Here is a 17,452-nt window from a genome sequence, read left to right on the forward strand (position 1 = left end):
TTCCGCATAGAGCGCCAGCAAGACAGGCATAGCACGGCCGTGCCTGAAAAGGTCAGCGCATAGGCGCCGATCACAAAGCCCCACTGGTTCATTTTGGCTATCCTCGCGCCAACCGCTGCATGCGCGCTTCCACCTTGTTGCGTGCCAATATCGTGCGCATCCGCATTAGAACGATAGCCCCAAACAACAGGGAAAAGCCGGTCAGAGTAAAGCCCAGCGGCCAAAGTAGTGACACATCGATGCTCGATCCGCGCAAGGTGATGCTGGGCCCCTGATGCAGGCTGTTCCACCACACCACGGAACGATTGATGATCGGTATGTTCACCGCACCCACTAACCCAAAAATAGCGGTCACCGGGCTCACGCCCCCCTGTTCCTGACGAGCGCTCGCATTGGCGAGCGCGATATATCCGAGATACAGGAACAGGAGTACCAGCATCGACGTCATGCGGCCATCCCATTCCCACCATGTTCCCCAGGTCGGGCGCCCCCAGATTGATCCCGTAGCGAGGCAAATTGCGGTGAACAATGCACCCGGCGCAGCGATCGCCCGCCCGGCGACGGCTGCAAGCGGATGCCTCCAGACCAATTGCATCAGCCCCGCGATCGCGATGCCCATCCACCCTGCCATACCCAGCCAGGCTGCAGGCACATGAATATAGAGTATCCGGACAGTATCGCCCTGCAGATAATCCGCCGGCGTGACGAACAAACCGCAGCCTGCACCCGCCAGAAGCAACAGCATGCCCGGCCAGAAGAGCCAGACAGTGAGCGGCCGTGCGATCTTTAGGAAGCGGGCAGGATTGGCGAAGCGATGCATTTGGAAAGGCTCTTTAGCCGCGCACAGTCCGCAATGCCAGTGGCGCTTTTAGCTCCTCTCAACGCAGAAAATCCGCAACCTAAACGGCAGAACAGGCTTTTTTGTTACTAGCAGGCGACAAATCGCAATCGAACCACTATATGCGCGCGGAGCAGCCCACTGAGGCGTACAGCATCGGCTATGGATCCGCGCGCACCCATGTTTACGACTAATCCGTTCGACGACGACAAGCTGCGTGAAGAATGCGGCATTTTCGGGGTCATTCAGGCCGAGACCGCTTCTGCGATCGCGGCGCTTGGCCTTCATGCGCTTCAGCATCGCGGCCAGGAAGCCGCAGGCATTACCAGCTGGGACGGTCATGATTTCCACACCCATCGTGCAATGGGCCATGTCGCCGGCAATTTCGACCGCGATGAGGTGATTCGCGGACTTCCCGGTGATACGGCTGTAGGCCATGTCCGCTATTCCACTACCGGGGAAACCTCGCTTCGGAACGTGCAGCCGCTTTATGCAGAACTCAACTCAGGCGGGTTCGCGATCGCTCATAACGGCAACCTCTCCAACGCGATGAAGCTGCGCCGCGAGCTTATCCGCCGTGGGTCCATCTTCCAATCGACGTCCGACACCGAAGTCATCATCCATCTGGTGGCAACCTCCACCTACCGGACGCTGCTGGACAAGTTCATTGACGCCCTGAAGCAGATCGAGGGCGCCTATTCGCTGATCGTCACGACACCCGAAGGCATGATTGCATGCCGCGATCCGCTCGGCATCCGGCCGTTGGTTATGGGCAAGCTGGGCGATGCCACCATCTTCGCCTCGGAAACAGTGGCTTTCGATGTCGTGGGCGCTGAACATCTGCGTTCAATCGAACCTGGCGAACTGGTTATCGTGACCCATGACGGCCAGATTCGCAGCCATCGTCCCTTCGGCGATGTGCACCCCCGTCCCTGCATCTTCGAACATGTCTATTTCAGCCGTCCCGACTCGATCGTCGATGGATCGAGCGTCTATTCGGTGCGCAAGGCGATTGGCGCTCAATTGGCGGTTGAAAATCCTGTGGATGCGGATCTGGTCATCCCGGTGCCCGATAGTGGTGTGCCTGCTGCCATCGGCTATGCCCAACAATCGGGAATCCCGTTTGAACTCGGCATCATCCGTTCGCACTATATCGGCCGGACCTTTATCCAGCCTGGGGACAAGGTCCGCCACCTTGGGGTCAAGCTCAAGCACAATGCTAACCGCGCGTTGATCGACGGTAAGCGCGTAGTGCTCATCGACGACTCGATCGTACGCGGGACTACCAGCCTCAAGATCGTGCAGATGATGCGGGAAGCTGGCGCCAAGGAAGTGCATATGCGCATCGCCAGCCCGCCAACGCGGCACAGCTGTTTCTATGGCGTTGATACGCCAGAGCGCACCAAGTTGCTGGCCCATCGTCTGGACATCGGCGGGATGCAGGATTTCATCCACGCCGACAGCTTGTCATTCATCTCGATCGACGGGCTTTACAAGGCGCTGGGAGAAGCGAAGCGCGCGGACATCCGGCCGCAATATTGCGACGCCTGCTTCACCGGCGATTACCCGACGACGCTCACCGATCAGGATGAAGTCGTGGTTCAGAACCAGCTAGAACTGCTGGCTGAGCGGGTCGTCTGATCCGTCACCCGAAACGGGCTGGCTGCTCGTCATGAGCAGCCCCCTTCCCACCTAACGAACCAGCCCTCTCGTCGGAGACGGGCGAATAGGATAGTTCATGTCCACTCTTCCTCTTTCCGGTAAGCTCGCTCTGGTGACTGGCGCTAGCCGGGGCATCGGCGCCGCTACGGCCGAAGCCTTGGGTGCTGCAGGTGCACATGTCATCCTGACAGCCAGGACGGTCGCTGGCCTGGAAGAGGTGGAAGAACGCATTCATAAGGCCGGCGGGCACGCCACTATTGCTCCCCTCGATCTTATCGATGGCGAGAGCATAGGACGGCTGTCACAGGCGGTGTCCGACCGCTGGCAAGCGCTGGACATCCTGGTGCTCAATGCCGCAACGCTGGGCAGCCTTGCCGCCGTACCCGCGATTGATGCGAAGGAATTTGCCCGGCTCCTGACGCTGAACATCGCCGCCCCTCAGGCGCTGATCGCCGCGTTCGATCCGATGCTACGCGCTAGTTCTAGCGCGCGCGTGATCGCCGTTACATCCTCCGTCGGGACCGCGCCCCGGGCCTATTGGGGCGGCTATGGCGCGTCAAAAGCCGCTCTTGAAACGCTGGTCGGCGCCTATGGCGAGGAGGTGAAAAATATCTCCGCGATCCGCACCCATATCGTCGATCCCGGCGCCACGCGTACCGCGATGCGGGCGCGCGCTTTCCCCGGGGAAGATCCGGCGACTCTCAAGGGCCCCGAAGTGGTCGGCCAAGCCATTGTCGATCTTGTCCTGGCTGACCGGCCGAACGGCTATCATCACCGCGTCGATTGATGCTCAGCGCGGCTTGACCAGCGTCACCTGCGCAACGTTGATCATGCCGCCGCGAAAACCGCCTTCACAATACATGAGGTAATAGCGCCAGAGCGCGACAAAATGCTGGTCAAAGCTCGGGGGGAGCAGGCCGCGATCGACGATCTGATCGAATCGCTCTCTCCAGCGGCGCAGCGTCTCGGCATAGTGCAGGCCAAGGTGGTTCACGTCACGCCATTCCAGCCCATTGGCCTCCGCGAGCGCCCGGAAACGGCTTTCGGAAATGAGCATGCCGCCCGGGAAGATATAGGTCTGGATGAAATCCGCGCTGCGGGCATATCGGCAGAAGATAGCGTCATCGATCAGAATATACTGGATCGCCGCCCTGCCGCCCGGCTTCAGCAGTCGCGTTACAGCGCCTAGATAGGCTGGCCAATATTCCTGGCCCACGGCTTCGACCATTTCGACGCTGGCGATCGCGTCATATTCACCTTGGGCGTCACGATAGTCCGTGAGCAGGATATTGGCGCCTGACCCCAGCCGCTCCCGCGCATAGGCAGCCTGTTCCGCAGAAAGCGTCAGCCCATCATAGCTTATACGCCAACGCGCCATCGCCTGTTCAGCCAAGCCGCCCCATCCGCAACCGATCTCCAGAAGGCTGCTTCCGTCCTTCAGATCGAGCCGATCCAATATGGCATCGACCTTGCGTTGCTGCGCCCTCTCCAAGCTTTCTTTCGGGTCATCGAGATCCCGAAACAGGGCGCTGGAATAATGCATCTGCCGGTCGAGCCAAAGGCTGTAGAAATCGTTCCCCAGATCATAATGATAAGCAATGTTCCGGCGCGATCCTTTGCGATGATTCCGCCGCGCCCAGTGGAACAGCCGACCGAACCATCGTCCCGGTCCGTTTGGACGCGCCACATTCCCCAAGGTCACGGCATTTGCCATGAACAATGCAAACAGGGGAACGGGATCCGGACTGGTCCAATCACCAGCCGCCCATGCCCGGTACCAGCCAGCAGAGCCGCCCGCAATCAAACGCAGCAAAGCGCGCCAACGAACAAGCCGGACCTCGCAAACCGGCCCGTCAGCGCGCCCGCCCAAGATCCGAAAGCTGCCGTCGGGCAGCATCGCTTCCAAACTTCCCTTGGCAAGCCCCGCGTCTATCCGATCCAACAAACGGTGAAACTGCGGCGCGACAAGACGTGATGTCCACCCCGCCGAGCGCTCGACCACAGAGTGGCGCGGGGAAAGTGCACGCCGTCCACGCCTGGGATCAATCGCATTCATAGCCGCACCTCTGCCCCTTGATCTCTCATTCCGTTAGTCCTGCTTTGCCGGTAAGCGGCCAATGCTCGCTCACGCGCCTCTCTGTGACCGATGCGCTTGGGCGGATAAGCGGAGGGACGCGCGTCATGTGATTCGGGATCGTGGATCGCCTTGTCGTCGAGGTGCGCCAATTCGGGCACCCACTGCCTAATATAGTCCGCTGCATCGAATTTTGGAGACTGCGTCAATGGCGCCATAATGCGTGTAAATAGATTGGCATCGACGCCGCTTCCTGCGACCCACTGCCAATTGACGCTGTTATTGGCGTAATTTGCGTCCACCAATGTGTCCCAAAACCATCGCGCTCCTTGGCGCCAGTCAATGAGCAAATGTTTGATGAGAAAGCTCGCGGCGATCATGCGAACGCGATTATGCATCCAGCCGGTAGTCCAAAGTTGGCGCATGCCTGCATCGACAATCGGATAACCGGTTCGCCCCTTCTTCCAAGCGGTGAAGTCAGCCTTGGCTTCGCGCAGGTCGCGCCAGGGCATCCGATCGAATTCCGATCGGGCATTTTGAGAGCCATAAGTGGATAATGCCCATATCTGCGTATGCGCATAGTCCCGCCAGATTATCTCCTTCAGGAAGGCGGTTGCATCGCCCGGAGCGCTGCTGACCCGATGCCAGACATAGGCTGGCGACACTTCCCCGAAGTGCAGATGAGGCGATAACCGCGATGTTCCTTCTATCGAAGGCAGATTGCGCGCGACATCATAGTCTTTCACCTCATCAAGAAAGGAGGCGACGTTTTGACGGGCGCCGGTTTCGCCAGGTGTCCAGTCCTGGCCGAAAGCCGCCGCCCAATCAGGGTTGGTGGGAAGCAGGCCCCAATCGTCCAGCGAATCACTCGCCGGCCACTTGGAAGGCGCATTTATATGCGACGGTGCAGGCTGAGGCTGGTGAGGAGGCATGTGAAGCATCGTAGCGCGCGCGAATGGCGTATAAATCTGATAGGGCGTCCCCCCAGACGTTTGGACGCATCCAGGCGGCAATAGCAGCATCCCATCGTGAAGTTGCAGATCCAACTCCTTCGCCACCGCTTTCTCGATGTTCCGCCACCATGGCTCATAATGGGACAACGCATGCACCCGCCGACTGCCCGTTTCCTGAGCGACCCGCTGTAGTTCCTGAACGCAATCGCCGCGCCGCAGGATGAGCCGTGAGCCCTTTGTGCGGAGACTTTCATCCAAGGATTTCAAACTGTAGTGCAGCCACCACCTTTGCGCCGCCCCGATCTTCCACTGTTTCGGGGCTGCATCATCAAGGACATAGACCGGGATTACCGGCCCATCCTTTACCGCTGCAATAAGAGCGGCTTGGTCGGACAAGCGGAGATCCTGACGGAGCCAAAGAATGACGGGATCGGACATGCGCCAGCTTTGCCACTGGTGAAGCGCACTTCCAATCCCCCGGCGCGCTTCAGCGCGAAAAGCTGTCCGGACAAAGCGCTGAGCGTCTTCGCCGATGGACTGACTTCATTTCAGCTATTATCATTGCACTGCACAACGCCGCCCGGAAAGGGCGGGCGGCAGGGACAATGATCAGGGGACGTCATGGCGTCAGTGCCAAATGATTCGGAGCTTGGATACCGGCCTTGCGTCGGTGTGATGCTCGTCAACATGGATGGTAAGGTCTTCGTCGGCCAGCGGATCGACAGCCAAGTCGAAGCTTGGCAGATGCCGCAGGGAGGCATCGACGATGGCGAGGACGAGAAGGCAGCTGCCCTGCGGGAATTGGGCGAAGAAACCGGCATCAGCCGGGACCATGTTGAGATCATCGCCAAAGCGCGTGACGAACATTTTTACGACCTGCCCTCTGAGCTGGTCGGAAAGCTTTGGGGTGGAAAATTCCGCGGCCAGCGGCAAGTCTGGTTCCTGGCGCGGTTCCTGGGCAGCGATCAGGATATCAATATAGCTACCCACGAACCGGAATTTTCCGAGTGGAAGTGGATTATTCCCGAGATGCTGCCCGACGTCATCGTGCCGTTCAAACGCAAGCTGTACCGCGACATCCTGCAAGAATTCAAAGCTTTGATCTGAGAAGGCGCGCGAGACTGGAGCGCAAGCGGCCCCTCTGATAAGCTCCTGCAGATGAACGGCCTTTCGTCGTCCGAACGCGCGCTAATGGAATGCGCCTCTGCTGTGCCGATGCTGGATCAGGTGCAGAAATGGGCTGCGGTCAACAGCGGTTCGCGCAATCTGGTGGGACTGGCAACCATCGCGGACCTGTTGGCAGATGCCTTTTCGCTGCTCCCGGGCGAAATTCAGCTGGTTGCCCCGGAAGACGTCGAATCGGTCAGCCCGGCAGGGCATGTCGAACTTGTGGGCCACGGACAACATCTGCTGCTTTCAGTGCGGCCGAATGCAGCCCGCCGGCTGCTTCTCACGGGTCATATGGATACGGTGTTCCCGGCCGATCACGCTTTTCAGACGATAAGGTGGGTTGATGGAGATACGCTAAATGGTCCCGGCGTAGCCGACATGAAAGGTGGTCTTGCCGTCATGCTCGCGGCTTTACAGGCGCTCGAAAGCTCCAAGCATTTCGCGGACGTGGGCTACGACGTAGTCATCAACAGCGACGAAGAATTGGGTAGCCCCTCTTCGGCAGGACTTCTGCGCAATGCCGCAAAAGGCAAACTTGCCGCCTTTACTTACGAACCCGCGCTTCCCGACGGGACATTAGCTGGAGCGAGGAGCGGCAGCGGTAATTTCTCCGTCGTCGTCACAGGCCGTACCGCACATGCGGGCCGCAATCCCGAGGCGGGCCGTAACGCGCTGTTAGCTGCGGCAGATCTTGCTCTACGATTGAAAGCGGGCAGCGGCGCTGGTCTGACTTGCAACCCAGCCCGGATCGACGGCGGCAGCCCAAATAATGTGGTTCCTGATAAGGCGATCCTGTACGTCAACTTCCGCCCGCGGACAGCAGAAGCTGAACGGTACGCGCAACAGCTTATCAGCCGCTCGGTTGAAGACGTATCACGCGACCATGATGTCACCATGACCGTGCATGGCGGTTTTGGCCGCCCACCCAAGCCGATCGACGACAAGGCGATGAGGCTTTTCACGCTGGTCCGGCAATCCGGCTCCGACTTGGGCCTGCAAATCGACTGGCGCGATACTGGAGGCGTATGCGACGGAAATAACATCGCTGCTTGCGGCGTGCCGGTGGTCGATACGATGGGGGTGCGCGGCGGCGCTATTCACAGCGATGAGGAATATCTGATTGTCGAAAGCCTCGCTGAACGGGCGCAGCTTTCCGCGCTGACGCTGCTGCGCATCGCGCAGGGCAAATTACAGGGGGGACTAGCTTGAGCTTCGTCATGCGCACGGCGCGGTTGGATGATTTGCAAACCCTGTATGAATTAGCGAAAATAACCGGTGGCGGTTTTACGAACCTGCCGGCGGACCGGCATGCTCTCGAACAAAAGCTGGAAAGAACCGAACTTGCCCTCGCCCGCGACACGGATGAGATCGAGGACGATCTGATAGTGCTGGTGCTGGAAAACAGCGCAACAGGGCAAGTCCGCGGCACCTGTCAGATCTTCAGCAAGGTGGGGCAAAGCTCTCCCTTCTATTCCTATCGCCTGGGCGTCCTGACCCAGCATAGTCGCGAACTGTCGCGCACGTTCCGCGCCGAAATGCTGTCATTGGTCACCGACCTTGAAGGCTCTACCGAAGTCGGGGGCCTGTTCCTCCACCCGCGCGAGCGAGCCGAGGGGCTGGGTCTGCTGCTCGCCCGCAGCCGCTACCTCTATATTCGCAACCATCGGTCTCGCTTTGGTGATCGCGTCATCGCCGAATTACGCGGCGTCATCGATGAGGCGGGCGGTTCTCCCTTCTGGGATGGCCTCGCAGGGCGCTTCTTCGGCATGACCTTTCAAGAGGCGGATGAGTTCAACGCGATCCATGGCAACCAATTCATCGCTGACCTGATGCCCAAAACGCCGATCTACACCGCGATGCTCGACGACAGCGCTCGATCCGTGATTGGACTGCCCCACCCCAATGGCCGCGCTGCGATGAGGATGCTGGAGACGGAGGGGTTCACCAACCCAGGCTATGTCGATATTTTTGATGGCGGGCCGACAATGATAGGGCAGATCAACTCGCTCCAGACCATCGCCCACGCCCAAGACGTGATATTGGCGGCCGTACATGATGGCGGTGGCGAGAAACAGCTTGTAGCAGCCGGGCAGCTTGCCAACTTCCGTTGCACATATGGCTTTATCCGTCGCAACGACAAAAAAGAGGTGATATCGCTCGACAAGGAGAGCGCGACGCTGCTGGGCCTTGAAATCGGGCAGCAGTTTACGATGGTGGCGCGCGCATGACGGTCCGCGAAATCAACTTCGACGGGTTGGTAGGCCCAAGCCACAATTATGCGGGACTGAGCCTCGGTAACCTCGCTTCGACCCGCAATGCCCAGGCTGTATCGCATCCGCGTGCGGCAGCCCTGCAGGGTATCGAAAAGATGCGCGCGAACCTGCAACTCGGGCTGGTACAGGGCATCTTCCTGCCGCAGTGGCGTCCCGACGCGCAATGGCTGGATGCGCTAGGAACGAACATCACCAATGCCGAACCGGCGATCCGGGCTGCGGCCATGTCTGCATCCTCCATGTGGGCAGCCAATGCCGCGACCGTGTCACCCGCAGCCGACACGGAAGATGGTCTCACGCATTTGACCGCCGCCAACCTTGTGACAATGCCTCACCGCAGTCATGAGTGGCCGCAGACCCTCGCGCAACTGCGGATAGCCTTTTCCGATCGACGGGCTTTCGCTGTTCACCCGCCTGTCCCTGCGCCCTTCGGCGACGAAGGCGCCGCCAACCACATGCGGCTGTGCGAAAGCCATGCAGATCGCGGCGTTGAGATATTTGTTTACGGGCAATCAGGCGGACCATATCCGGCACGACAGCATGTCGAAGCGAGCAAGGCCGTCGCGCGACTTCATCGTCTCGACTCCGCTCGCACGATTTTCGCCATGCAGTCCCCCGACGCGATCGCGGCAGGAGCGTTCCACAATGACGTGGTCGCCGTCGCCAATGAAAATGTGCTCTTCGCACATGAACGGGCCTTTGCGGACAAGGAACGCCTCTACGCAGAAATACGTAACCTACTGCCTGGCGTGCATATTATCGAAGTGCCCGATCACGCCGTCAGTCTTGCGGACGCCATCCAAAGCTATCTGTTCAACGCGCAATTGGTGACGCTGCCGGACGGCGGCATGGCGCTGATCTTGCCCTCAGAGGCGAGCAGCGTCGGAAAGGTCTGGGCCTGGTTGGAACAGATGATCGTCGGCAATGGCCCGATCCGGCAGCTCATCCCCGTCGATGTGCGTCAATCCATGGCCAATGGTGGCGGCCCCGCCTGCCTGCGGCTGCGTGTCGTAGCGGACCCGGCGAATGTTGACCCCCGCTTCCTGGTGCACGAACGGAAGCTCGATGAGATCGCCGCCATAGTAGCGCGCTACTGGCCCGAAGAAATCGCCGCGGCCGAGTTGGCGGACACCCGCCTGATCGCCCAGATCGAACAATCATGGTTAACACTTGTTGACCATTTGCAACTTTCGGGCGATCTAATTCCCTAGAGCCAATTGCCGCTCGAGTGGGACCGATGGAACGGATCAAGCGCCTCTTCACGATTAAGACGAAGTTTGAAGCGTTCCTCGTCATCTACGCACTTGCCCTCGGCGCCACAGAGCGCGGCATCGTCTATATGCAGCAATATCCCGGCACTGGCGGCCATCTCCTCGCCTTGGCGTGCACCGGCTCCGTATTCATGGCGGGCAGCAAGATTCTGGATGCTGTAGACTTGCAACGCCATCTGCTTGGCTAGGTCGCTTCTTTGCGGATAGGTTGACCTGTAGCAGAAGGCCATGCAGGAGCGGCGCCATGACCGCGCTCATGCTTCAAGGGACTGGTTCCGACGTCGGCAAATCGGTGCTCGTCGCCGGGCTGTGCAGGGCTCTGGTTCATCGCGGCCATCGGGTCCGGCCTTTTAAGCCTCAAAATATGTCGAACAATGCTGCCGTCACTATAGACGGTGGTGAAATCGGCCGGGCACAAGCTCTGCAGGCGTTCGCCGCAGGCGTGGAAGCCCACAGCGACATGAACCCGGTATTGCTCAAGCCCCAGGCAGATCGAACGTCTCAGCTGGTCGTCCATGGAAAAGTGCGTGGCTCACTTGGGGCCGGCAACTTTCGCACGGCGCGCGGCGAACTGCTCCAGGCGGTTATGGAAAGCTATCACCGGCTCCAGGAGCAATGCGATTTCGTCATCATCGAGGGCGCGGGGTCACCCGCAGAGATCAATCTACGCGCAGGCGACATCGCCAATATGGGCTTCGCCCGCGCTGCCGATGTGCCTGTCATTCTGGTTGGGGACATAGACCGCGGCGGGGTGATTGCGGCGATAGCAGGGACGAAGGCCGTCATCGATCCTGCCGATGCCGCCATGATCCGAGGGTTCCTGATCAACAAATTTCGTGGCGATCCTTCGCTGTTCGAAGACGGGTACCGTCAAATTGAGCAGCTTTCAGGATGGCGTGGATTGGGCGTCGTCCCCTGGTTGAAGGCAACCGCGCGATTGCCGAGCGAAGACGCCGTCGTGCTGGAGCGCGCAACCGAAAAGAAGGGCGAGCGACTTGTGATTGCCTGCCCTATCCTGCCGCGCATCTCCAATTTCGACGATCTGGACCCGTTCAAGCTTGAGCCGGGGGTCGATCTTGTCATGGTGCCGCCGGGCCAGCCCATTCCAGCCGAGGCAGGCCTGATCATATTGCCGGGGTCGAAGGCGACAATCGCGGACCTGCGCGCACTTCGGTCAGAGGGATGGGACATCGACATCCTCGCCCATCACCGCCGGGGAAAGCCGATCATGGGCATCTGTGGCGGTTATCAGATGCTGGGCCGAACCATTGCCGATCCAGAAGGCATCGAGGGCGCACCGGAGATGATCGAGGGTCTCGGGCTGCTGGACGTGGAAACGCGGCTGACCGCGTCCAAAGCATTGGAAAGCGTGACTGGCCAGGCTGCTGGACAAAGCTTCAGCGGATACGAGATGCATGTCGGCGTCACCACGGGGCCTGATTGCGCCCGCCCCTTCGCGGAACTGGAGGGAAGCCGACGCGATGGCGCCAGGAGTGCTGACGGGCGCGTAAGCGGTACATATATTCATGGACTGTTTGCCAGCACGGGTCTTCGCGCGGCCATGATAACGGCGATCGGAGGGCAGACGGCAGGAGCGGATTACAATTTCTCTGTCAATCAGGCGCTCGACGAGATCGCAGCGCAACTGGAAGAGCATAGCGATATAGACGCAATGATCGCGATTGCGTCCAATCGGTGATCTGTTTTGGCCCATTTGGTCCAACGGCTATACTTTTAGGCATATTTTAGCGCCCCCGCCTTTTCATTATCATTCCTGCTCTTGGGGCGACTTCCACGATATGGGGCCGGGCATGATACTGGACCTTGGTCATCCGTCGGATATCATGGCCGGGGCGCTGGCGTCCTGCCGCCGGCATTTTTTATCCTCTCTTATCTTCAGCGCGCTCCTGAACCTGCTCTATATCGCGCCGGTTCTCTACATGTTGCAGGTCTATGATCGTGTCGTGTCGGAACATGGGATCACCACCCTCTTCTTCCTGACGCTGATACTGCTCATTTCCCTGGCGGCGCTGTCCTTGCTGGAGTTTGTGCGATCGCGGTTGCTGGTGAGGGCCAGCGTTCGCCTCGACAGACAACTGGCGGGCGTCCTGCTCGACACCACCCTGATGGGACGCGGCTCCACTTCCGACACGATGAACAAGCAGGTTTTGCGGGAATTCGACACGCTTCGCCAGGCGCTGACCGGCCCGACTATCCTGGCGATTTTCGACATTCCATGGAGCCCCATATATGTCATCATCTGCTTCATCATCCATCCTGCCATTGCCGCGCTTGCCGTGGCGGGCGGCGCGGCCCTGCTCTTCATCACTTTCAGGAACGAACGGCAGACCGGTGAGCCACTGACCCGCGCCAATGAAGCAGCGGGAAAGGCCTATGTCAGCCAGGAGCAAACTCTCGCCGGAGCGGAAATCATCCGGGCGTTGGGCATGCGGCAGGCGCTGGTTCATCGCCATCTGGCCGAGCGGCAGACCATGCTGCGGCTCCAAACCGAAGCGAGCTTTGCCGGTGGGCGCCATGTGGCGCTCAGCAAGTTTCTCCGGCTTTCGTTACAGTCGCTCGCGCTGGGGCTGGGCGCTTGGCTTGCCGTCAACAGCGCCATTTCAGTCGGTGCGATCTTTGCGGCGTCCTTTCTCGTCGGTCGGGCATTGGCGCCTATCGATCAATTGCTGAACACATGGCGCAGCTTCGTGAAGGCGCGCGGCAGCTACCGGACGCTGAACGATCTTTTGGAAACGCGCGAAGCAGATGTTGCGCTGACCCAATTGCCCGCACCGGCCGGGCATATTGCGGCAGAACATGTGACGTTGCTGAGCGCCAAGGGGGACTCAGCGATCCTCGCCGACATCAGCTTTGCAGTCGAACCGGGCGAAGTCATCGCCATAGTAGGCCCAAGCGGCGCGGGCAAATCGACGTTGTTGCGGATGCTATCGGGTGCAGGCCGGCCCCACCGCGGCACGATCCGCTTCGACGGAGCGGACATCCGCGATTGGGATACGGAACGCCTGGCGCCTTATGTCGGCTATCTGCCGCAGGATACGTCGCTATTCCCGGGGTCGATCCGAGACAATATCGCACGTTTCCAAAATTACTTCGACAGAGATGATGGCGCAATCGATGCCGCTGTCGTCGACGCCGCCCGAGCCAGTGGCGTCCACGACATGATTCAGCGTTTGCCCGGAGGCTATAATCAGGTGCTGGGCTGGGGCGGACGCGGCTTGTCCGCCGGCCAAGCCCAGCGGATCGGACTGGCTCGCGCCCTTTACGGCGATCCACACATCATCTTCCTCGATGAGCCCAATGCCCATCTGGACGCGGAAGGTGAAGTGCAACTGGTCGCCACGCTGGCGGATCTCAAGAAGAAGAAGGCCTCCGTCATCGTGGTCGCGCACAGGATGGGGATATTGGGTGTGGTGGATAAGATCATGGTCATGCGTGATGGCCGCATCGAAACCTTAGGACCTCGCGACGAAGTGCTCGGCAGGCTCAAGGCGATCCGGTCCAACGATCCGAACCCGATCAAGGCCGCGGAGGCATGAGGATGGTCGAGGGAGGTGGCGCATGAACAATCTCACCGGACCAATCCGGCCTTTTGCTTTCAGCCCAGGCGGCGAAGCGATCGACATCGATGATGGGGCAGATCCCGACATGCGCATCGGCGTTATCGTCGCGGTGCTGTTCTTCGTCGTGCTGCTCGGGTGGGCCGCGTTCGCACGTCTTGATGCCGCAGCCTATGCACCGGGAAAGCTGACGGTGGCGGGGCAGCGGCAGACGGTGCAGCACCGCGATGGCGGCGTCGTCGGCGCGATCTTCGTGAAGGAAGGACAGCATGTCGCGCAGGGACAGCCCCTCATGGAACTGGCTGCAGCCGAGGTACGAGCGCAAGCGCGCATGTATGGCGCTCAGTTGATCGAACTCAAGGCCCAGCGAGCGCGGTTGATTGCCGAGCAGTTAGGGACCGAGGCGATCCACTGGCCAGCGGAGTTCGCCGGACTGATAGGACAAGACAAGGCCGACGCCCAGGAAGCCATGACGCTTCAGACGCAGCAATTTCAGGCGCGTGCGGCGGTTCTGTCCGCCCAAACAGGTGCACTGCGCGAGCAGGCAAATCAGGTACAGCAAACCTCCCGCGGCTACCGTTCGCAACTGGATGCGTCTGCAGAACAAGCGCGGCTCATCAATGACGAATTGGAAAGCCTGCGCGGGGTAGCCGAAAAGGGTTTCGTCTCGAAATCGCGCATACGCGCGCTGGAGAGAGCGAGGGCCGATCTGCTGGGACAGTCGGGTCAATATTCAGCGAGTATTGCCCGATCGGCTGCGGAAGCGGGCGAAAACCGGTTGAAGTCGCTTGAGGCGGCCAAGGCTTACAAGGAACGGGCCGCGTCTGAATTGAGGGACGTGGAATTTTCGCTGAACGAGATATTCCCGAAATATCGCGCGGCCAAGGACCAGCTCGCCCGTCTTCAAATCAGGTCGCCTGCAACCGGGACCGTGGTCGGACTGAATGTTTTTACGGTGGGCGGCGTGATCGGGGCTGGGCAGAAGTTGATGGATGTGGTCCCTGATCGTGCTGGGCTGGTGATAGAAGCCCGGATCGCACCAGATGACATCGACGATCTTCGTACGGGCCAGGAAGCGCAGATCCGCTTTACAAGCCTGCATGAACGTGACCTGCCGATCATGAGCGGTCAGCTTACCCGCTTGTCCGCTGACAGCTTCCAGGATGAGAAGACGGGGCTGTCATACTATACTGCCGAAATCACGGTCCTCCCGAAAGAACTGGAAGCGATCCGCAAGGTGCGTGGCCATGACTTCGCGTTGCGCGCAGGGATGCCGGTGCAAGCGCTGATACCGCTGAGGAAGCGGACGGCCCTGCAATATATATTCGAACCGCTCTCGCAGCTGCTCTGGCTATCCTTCCGCGAACATTGAGCATCCGAAAAAGCTATTGCAGTTCGGGAAAGCGCGCGGCTGTGCCTAATTCCTCGTAGATCTTGCGATATTGCGCGATGATGGTGCTCCGATCATAATCGCTCAGAACGCGCTCCTGCAGCGCCTGGCCCATTGCACGCCGCCCCGGAGGATCGCGCAGCAGTCTCAAGATCGCCTGAGCCGTGTCATCCGGGTTGACCAGCCCAGTGACAATCCCGCCGAGTGGGTCAGTGCCCCCGCGCCGTCCCTCTATCAGTTCGCGGCAGCTGCCGACATCGGGTGCGACTGCAGGGATACCGCACGCCCCGGCCTCCAATATGACGAGCGGCTGCGCTTCCGACAGGCTGGTCAGGACCAATATGTCTATGCGCGGCATCCAGTCCGTTACATTCACACGTCCTTCAAAGCGCACGGCGTCGTCGATGCCGAGATCCTTCGCCAGCCTCTCGCAATCATCCGCATAATCTGGATCTTCATCGAGTGGACCAAGGATCGCGAAGCGGACCTGCGGCATATCGGCCAGAACAATGGCTGCCGCTCGAATGAATGTCTTGATATCCTTGATCGGCACCACCCGACCGATCAAAGCGACCAGGGGTCGAGCCGGATCGCAAAGGCGGTTGATATGCGCGAAATTGCTCGGATCGATTCCGTTGGGTATCACCCTCAGGCGATCCGGCCGCGCTCCGTGACGCCGCTGCGTTTCGTTATTGGCGGTATAGAGCGCCACGATCGGGTTACAGGCGTCATAGCAGGCGCGAGTGTAGGTCTGGAACACGGCCAGCCAAAGATCGCGCAGATCATGTCCCTCGCGATCCAGTGCGAGCCCCGTATCGATCTGATCCCCGATCCAATCCGCCATCATGATCTCGATCTGCCTTTCAAGCAGGTAGATGCCATGTTCCGTGATGAAGGCCGGACGCCCTGTTTCATAAGCAGCGCGCGCTGCGAGAAGACCTGCGAAGCCCGTCGATATCGTATGATAAACGCGCGCCCGCGGCAGCGGCGTCAGCAGCATCTTGATCAGCCCGCCCAGTAGCACCCGCATCGCCCAGAAAAAGTGATGGAAGGAGGCGGAGCGGAATGCCGTCTCATAATAGCGGGTGAAAACCGCAAACATTTCACCATTGGAAAGCAGGTCGCCCGCCGTGGGCTTCGGGTTCAGCTTCGCAAGCGCCTCCGTCAGCCGGACGAGGTCCTCCTTGCTGCCAGCCGAGAGAAAGGCGAGCAACAGCCGCCCGATCAGCCGCATCTGCCTGGGTGGATAGCGCCGCGGGGGTGAAGGTTCAACGATCAGGGGAACTTCGACGATCTGCGCCACATTGGGCGGCGGAACCATCCGCCAGGGCTGCGCTGCTGCTCCAGCCTTGATCGCGACCACGGAAAAACGAATATCCGGCATGCTGAGGATCAGGTCCTGCAGCCAGTTTGAAACGCCTCCGACGACAAATGGATAGGCGCCCTCGACTATCAGGCACACATCGCACTCGTCGCCCTGGTCCATCATGTGGCGACCTCCAGTGGCTGGACGCGGGCTGTGGGTGAGACATCCTTGTGATGGATCATTTCCAGCATGACCTGCGAACTGATCGTGCGCAGCGGGCGTTGCCGCACGTCGCCTTCGGGGAGCATCTTGGCAATCTCACGCACCTGCGCCGCCGCTTCCTGACAGAGGCGCATGCGCTGCGCGTGGGGGAGCAACTGATTGTGGCATCCATGGTCCGCCAGCAGGATCGCCAATGCGTAACGGTCATCCATATTCTGGCTAGGTGCGATTTTTGCTTCCAGTTCCTGACGCTGCTGCGTCAGATTGTAGCTGATCTGGGCTGCCGCCGCGGCAGCGAGAGCACGAATGGTCTGATCTTCATCCGACAAAGCTATGATGATCAGAGGCGACAGCCGCGGCTCGAAGGACGTAACGACGGTTTCCAGGGCCTTGTAGCGGGACTGCAGGCTGCCATGTCGCAGCATTCCTGCCAATGACCCTACTTCGTCCACTTCGGGATAGCGTATTCGCTCGTCGAGGATGCGGGAGAGCCGTTCGATCGGGTTGATGGCCCTTGCACCATAATAACGGCGAGACCGGGGTGGCCGATATGTCAGCTGCCGCTTTCGTCGGAGAATACGCAGATGCGGAGCCAGCAGGATGAGCGCCAACATACCGCATGGCCCAAAGGCTGCACCGATGGGCAATACGAGCGTTCGCGCTGTCGCCGCACCGACCGAACACCCTATGCAGGCCCGCAGAGCCGCCAATGTCA

The 17,452-nt window shown here is 60.0% G+C and carries 15 protein-coding genes; 10 read left to right on the forward strand and 5 right to left on the reverse strand.

What is annotated here, in order from left to right; all coding sequences use genetic code 11:
* Window positions 1-97 precede the first annotated feature (97 nt).
* Window positions 98-820, reverse strand: a complete 723-nt coding sequence (ccmC, locus tag ACZ5Y5_RS04805) for a heme ABC transporter permease CcmC (protein WP_464810047.1) — start codon at window positions 818-820, stop codon at window positions 98-100.
* Between the two features lie 180 nt (window positions 821-1,000).
* On the opposite strand from ccmC, the gene purF reads away from it, so the two are divergent.
* Together purF and ACZ5Y5_RS04815 are read left to right on the forward strand one after the other, a co-directional pair.
* Complete coding sequence (gene purF / locus ACZ5Y5_RS04810) at window positions 1,001-2,479, forward strand: amidophosphoribosyltransferase (protein WP_464810048.1); 1,479 nt, start codon at window positions 1,001-1,003, stop codon at window positions 2,477-2,479.
* 97 nt (window positions 2,480-2,576) lie between these two features.
* Window positions 2,577-3,287, forward strand: coding sequence for an SDR family NAD(P)-dependent oxidoreductase (locus tag ACZ5Y5_RS04815; protein ID WP_464810049.1), 711 nt, complete (start codon window positions 2,577-2,579; stop codon window positions 3,285-3,287).
* Window positions 3,288-3,290: 3 nt separating this feature from the next.
* Here the strand turns inward: ACZ5Y5_RS04815 and ACZ5Y5_RS04820 are convergent, their stop codons facing one another.
* The gene (locus tag ACZ5Y5_RS04820) at window positions 3,291-4,556 is read right to left on the reverse strand and encodes a class I SAM-dependent methyltransferase (protein ID WP_464810050.1); all 1,266 of its coding nucleotides are present in this window, start codon (window positions 4,554-4,556) and stop codon (window positions 3,291-3,293) included.
* Window positions 4,553-5,965, reverse strand: a complete 1,413-nt coding sequence (locus ACZ5Y5_RS04825; protein ID WP_464810051.1) for a cryptochrome/photolyase family protein — start codon at window positions 5,963-5,965, stop codon at window positions 4,553-4,555. The genes ACZ5Y5_RS04820 and ACZ5Y5_RS04825 overlap by 4 nt, the downstream gene beginning before the upstream one ends.
* 183 nt (window positions 5,966-6,148) lie before the next feature.
* Between ACZ5Y5_RS04825 and ACZ5Y5_RS04830 the strand changes: the two genes are divergently transcribed.
* The 8 genes from ACZ5Y5_RS04830 (at window position 6,149) to ACZ5Y5_RS04865 (ending at window position 15,191) form a co-directional block, all read left to right on the forward strand.
* A complete protein-coding gene (locus tag ACZ5Y5_RS04830; RefSeq protein ID WP_464810052.1) occupies window positions 6,149-6,634 on the forward strand; it encodes an RNA pyrophosphohydrolase in 486 nt (161 codons plus the stop codon).
* A 51-nt stretch (window positions 6,635-6,685) separates the two neighbouring features.
* On the forward strand, window positions 6,686-7,906 hold the full coding sequence (locus ACZ5Y5_RS04835; protein ID WP_464810053.1) for a hydrolase: 1,221 nt from the start codon (window positions 6,686-6,688) through the stop codon (window positions 7,904-7,906).
* Window positions 7,903-8,925, forward strand: a complete 1,023-nt coding sequence (locus ACZ5Y5_RS04840) for an arginine N-succinyltransferase (protein WP_464810054.1) — start codon at window positions 7,903-7,905, stop codon at window positions 8,923-8,925. The genes ACZ5Y5_RS04835 and ACZ5Y5_RS04840 overlap by 4 nt, the downstream gene beginning before the upstream one ends.
* Window positions 8,922-10,181 carry an N-succinylarginine dihydrolase gene (locus ACZ5Y5_RS04845; RefSeq protein WP_464810055.1) on the forward strand — a complete coding sequence of 420 codons (1,260 nt, stop codon included), beginning with the start codon at window positions 8,922-8,924 and terminating at the stop codon, window positions 10,179-10,181. Before ACZ5Y5_RS04840 ends, ACZ5Y5_RS04845 begins: the two co-directional genes overlap by 4 nt.
* A 26-nt stretch (window positions 10,182-10,207) precedes the next feature.
* Window positions 10,208-10,429 (forward strand): hypothetical protein, encoded by a 222-nt coding sequence (locus tag ACZ5Y5_RS04850; RefSeq protein WP_464810056.1) that lies wholly within the window; start codon window positions 10,208-10,210, stop codon window positions 10,427-10,429.
* Window positions 10,430-10,485: 56 nt separating this feature from the next.
* Window positions 10,486-11,940, forward strand: coding sequence for a cobyric acid synthase (locus ACZ5Y5_RS04855; RefSeq protein WP_464810057.1), 1,455 nt, complete (start codon window positions 10,486-10,488; stop codon window positions 11,938-11,940).
* Window positions 11,941-12,052: 112 nt separating this feature from the next.
* Window positions 12,053-13,798, forward strand: a complete 1,746-nt coding sequence (locus tag ACZ5Y5_RS04860; RefSeq protein ID WP_464810058.1) for a type I secretion system permease/ATPase — start codon at window positions 12,053-12,055, stop codon at window positions 13,796-13,798.
* Window positions 13,799-13,820: 22 nt separating this feature from the next.
* A complete protein-coding gene (locus tag ACZ5Y5_RS04865) occupies window positions 13,821-15,191 on the forward strand; it encodes an HlyD family type I secretion periplasmic adaptor subunit (protein ID WP_464810059.1) in 1,371 nt (456 codons plus the stop codon).
* 13 nt (window positions 15,192-15,204) lie between these two features.
* Here the strand turns inward: ACZ5Y5_RS04865 and pelF are convergent, their stop codons facing one another.
* Together pelF and ACZ5Y5_RS04875 are read right to left on the reverse strand one after the other, a co-directional pair.
* Complete coding sequence (gene pelF, locus ACZ5Y5_RS04870) at window positions 15,205-16,698, reverse strand: GT4 family glycosyltransferase PelF (RefSeq protein ID WP_464810060.1); 1,494 nt, start codon at window positions 16,696-16,698, stop codon at window positions 15,205-15,207.
* Window positions 16,695-17,351, reverse strand: coding sequence for a hypothetical protein (locus ACZ5Y5_RS04875; protein ID WP_464810061.1), 657 nt, complete (start codon window positions 17,349-17,351; stop codon window positions 16,695-16,697). Before ACZ5Y5_RS04875 ends, pelF begins: the two co-directional genes overlap by 4 nt.
* Window positions 17,352-17,452 lie beyond the last annotated feature (101 nt).

This window comes from Sphingobium sp. TomTYG65 (assembly GCF_055395525.1).

Excerpts from the sequence above, each read along its gene's own strand:
- ccmC (WP_464810047.1), bottom strand. The coding sequence starts at position 820 with ATGCATCGCTTCGCCAATCCTGCCCGCTTCCTAAAGATCGCACGGCCG.
- purF (WP_464810048.1), top strand. The coding sequence starts at position 1,001 with ATGGATCCGCGCGCACCCATGTTTACGACTAATCCGTTCGACGACGAC.
- ACZ5Y5_RS04815 (WP_464810049.1), top strand. The coding sequence starts at position 2,577 with ATGTCCACTCTTCCTCTTTCCGGTAAGCTCGCTCTGGTGACTGGCGCT.
- ACZ5Y5_RS04820 (WP_464810050.1), bottom strand. The coding sequence starts at position 4,556 with ATGAATGCGATTGATCCCAGGCGTGGACGGCGTGCACTTTCCCCGCGC.
- ACZ5Y5_RS04825 (WP_464810051.1), bottom strand. The coding sequence starts at position 5,965 with ATGTCCGATCCCGTCATTCTTTGGCTCCGTCAGGATCTCCGCTTGTCC.
- ACZ5Y5_RS04830 (WP_464810052.1), top strand. The coding sequence starts at position 6,149 with ATGGCGTCAGTGCCAAATGATTCGGAGCTTGGATACCGGCCTTGCGTC.
- ACZ5Y5_RS04835 (WP_464810053.1), top strand. The coding sequence starts at position 6,686 with ATGAACGGCCTTTCGTCGTCCGAACGCGCGCTAATGGAATGCGCCTCT.
- ACZ5Y5_RS04845 (WP_464810055.1), top strand. The coding sequence starts at position 8,922 with ATGACGGTCCGCGAAATCAACTTCGACGGGTTGGTAGGCCCAAGCCAC.
- ACZ5Y5_RS04850 (WP_464810056.1), top strand. The coding sequence starts at position 10,208 with ATGGAACGGATCAAGCGCCTCTTCACGATTAAGACGAAGTTTGAAGCG.
- ACZ5Y5_RS04855 (WP_464810057.1), top strand. The coding sequence starts at position 10,486 with ATGACCGCGCTCATGCTTCAAGGGACTGGTTCCGACGTCGGCAAATCG.
- ACZ5Y5_RS04860 (WP_464810058.1), top strand. The coding sequence starts at position 12,053 with ATGATACTGGACCTTGGTCATCCGTCGGATATCATGGCCGGGGCGCTG.
- ACZ5Y5_RS04865 (WP_464810059.1), top strand. The coding sequence starts at position 13,821 with ATGAACAATCTCACCGGACCAATCCGGCCTTTTGCTTTCAGCCCAGGC.
- pelF (WP_464810060.1), bottom strand. The coding sequence starts at position 16,698 with ATGATGGACCAGGGCGACGAGTGCGATGTGTGCCTGATAGTCGAGGGC.
- ACZ5Y5_RS04875 (WP_464810061.1), bottom strand. The coding sequence starts at position 17,351 with ATGTTGGCGCTCATCCTGCTGGCTCCGCATCTGCGTATTCTCCGACGA.